Annotated in this window: 1 protein-coding gene; it reads left to right on the top strand. The window is 69.8% G+C overall.

Going from position 1 to position 2,051, the window contains the following annotated elements; all coding sequences use genetic code 11:
* Positions 1-29 precede the first annotated feature (29 nt).
* The coding region (locus AC1RUR_RS38285) for a SpnB-like Rossmann fold domain-containing protein (protein WP_492853329.1) at positions 30-2,051 on the top strand (2,022 nt) is incomplete at its 3' end.

The raw sequence follows: 2,051 nt of genomic DNA, 5'->3' as shown, positions 1-2,051 counted from the left end.
ATTACTGGGTGCGCCAGGTGCGAAGCCCGGTGCGGTTCCTGGACGGCGTGCATGTGCTGGAGGCGGAGGGCGTGCGGGCAAGCCTCGAGCTTGGTCCGGATGGCGTCTTGACCGGGCTTGCGGCCGGCTGCCTGCCGGAAACATCTGGGATGCAGGTGGTGGCTTCGCAACGTCGCGGTCGCGATGGCAGCGAGGCGCTGCTGGCCGCGCTCGGCGCACTGCATGTTCACGGCGTTGAGATCGACTGGTCGAAGGCGCTCGGAGCCAGCGCAAAGGCGCCGGTCGCCGCGTTGCCGACCTATGCGTTCCAGCATCAACGCTACTGGCTGGAGGTCGAGAAGCCGAGCGGAGACGCATCGACGATGGGTCTGTCGGAGGCGTCGCATCCGTTCTTGGGTGCCGCGACGCCGCTGGCCGAAAGCGACGGCTTCCTGCTGACGGGGCGACTGTCGCTGTCGGAAGCAGGCTGGCTCGGCGACCACAAGGTATTCGGCGCGGTGCTGCTGCCGGGGACGGGACTCTTGGAGCTCGGCTTTGCGGCGGCGCGCGCGGTCGGTCTTACCTCCGTGTCGCAGCTGACGCTGCTGTCGCCGCTGGTGCTGCCGGCGGAAGGCGGCGTCCGGCTGCAGGTGCAAGTCGATGGAGTTGAGGCCGGCGCGGAAGGCGGCCGTGGCCTCAGCATCTACAGCCGTGCGGAAGACGCAGCAGAGGGCGCGTCATGGACGCTGCATGCGCAGGGCGTGCTGGGCGAAGCGCAGGAAGCCGCCGCAGACGCAGAGCAAGAGAATGAGCTTGAAGTCTGGCCGCCTGCTGGTGGCGAGCCGATCGATCTGACCGGTCATTACGCGAAACTGGCCGGACGCGGCTATGGCTACGGGCCGCTGTTCCAAGGGCTGGTCGAGGCCTGGCGCGTCGGGGATGCCGTTTACGGCCGGGCGGTGCTTGCGGAGGCGCTGGGAGCGTCGGCGGAGAGTTACGGCCTGCATCCGGCGCTGCTGGACAGCGCGCTGCATGTGCTGACCCTTGCGCAGGTCGAGGGCCTCGGCGACGGAGCGGTGCTGCTGCCGTTCGAATGGTCGGAGGTGTCGCTGGTTGCGACCGGCGCGCAGGAACTGCGGATCCGTGCGTCGGTGGAGCGCAGCGGCGAGGGCGAAGCCCTGGCGGTGCTGCACGTGACCGATGGAAATGGGCGCGCGGTGGTGCGCCTTGGCGGGCTGCGGCTGAGGGAAGCGAGCGACGCGCAGATCCGGGAGGCCTCGCGGAGCGAGGCGCAACATCTGTACCGCCTGGAGTGGCGCCCGGTCGCCTTGAGTGAGAGCGGAGCTCACGCGCCTGCCCTGCCGCTGATCGTCGGAGGCGACGGCGAGCTGGCGAGGCATCTGGGTCTTGATCATTCTGACAGCGTTGCGGCTGTTGTTGCGCGCCTCGACGAAGGCGGAGCGATCCCGTCACAGATCGTGTTCGACCATCTGTCGGAAGCGGATGGGTGCGTGCTTGCGGCGACGCATGCGACGGCGGCACGCGGTCTTGGCGAGCTGCAGGCGATTTTGAGCGAAGCGCGTCTGAGCGAGACTGGTGTGACGTGGCTGACGAAGGGCGCGGTGGCGACCGGTGCCGATGAAGGCGCGAACGGACTGTCGCGCGCGCCGTTATGGGGCCTGGTGCGGAGCGCGCGGGCCGAACATCCGGACCGGCGGCTGCAGCTGGTGGATCTGGATGCGCCGCCTGCGGATGCGGCCTTGCTGTTGAAGCTCACGTCGATGACGTCTGAGCCCGAGCTGGCGCTGCGGCAGGATGCGGTGGTGGCGCCGCGGCTGGTGCGCGCTGGCGCGGGCACGGCGGAGTCGCGGCGTCTTGCGGCCGGCGGCACGGTGCTGATCACCGGCGGCGTCGGCGAACTCGGCAGTGCGCTGGCGCGGCACCTTGTTGTTCGTCACGGCGTGCGGCATCTGCTGCTGACCTCGCGCCGCGGCATGGCCGCGCCGGGTGCCTCCGAGCTGGTGGCGGAGCTCAAGGCACTGGGCGCGCAGACGGTCGAGCTGGTCAGCTGC

The sequence above is a fragment of the Bradyrhizobium sp. GW821-FHT12B03 genome (genome assembly GCF_058807535.1).
The sequence above is the reverse complement of the archived record's forward strand: the minus strand, read 5'-3'. Positions and strand labels throughout refer to the sequence as shown.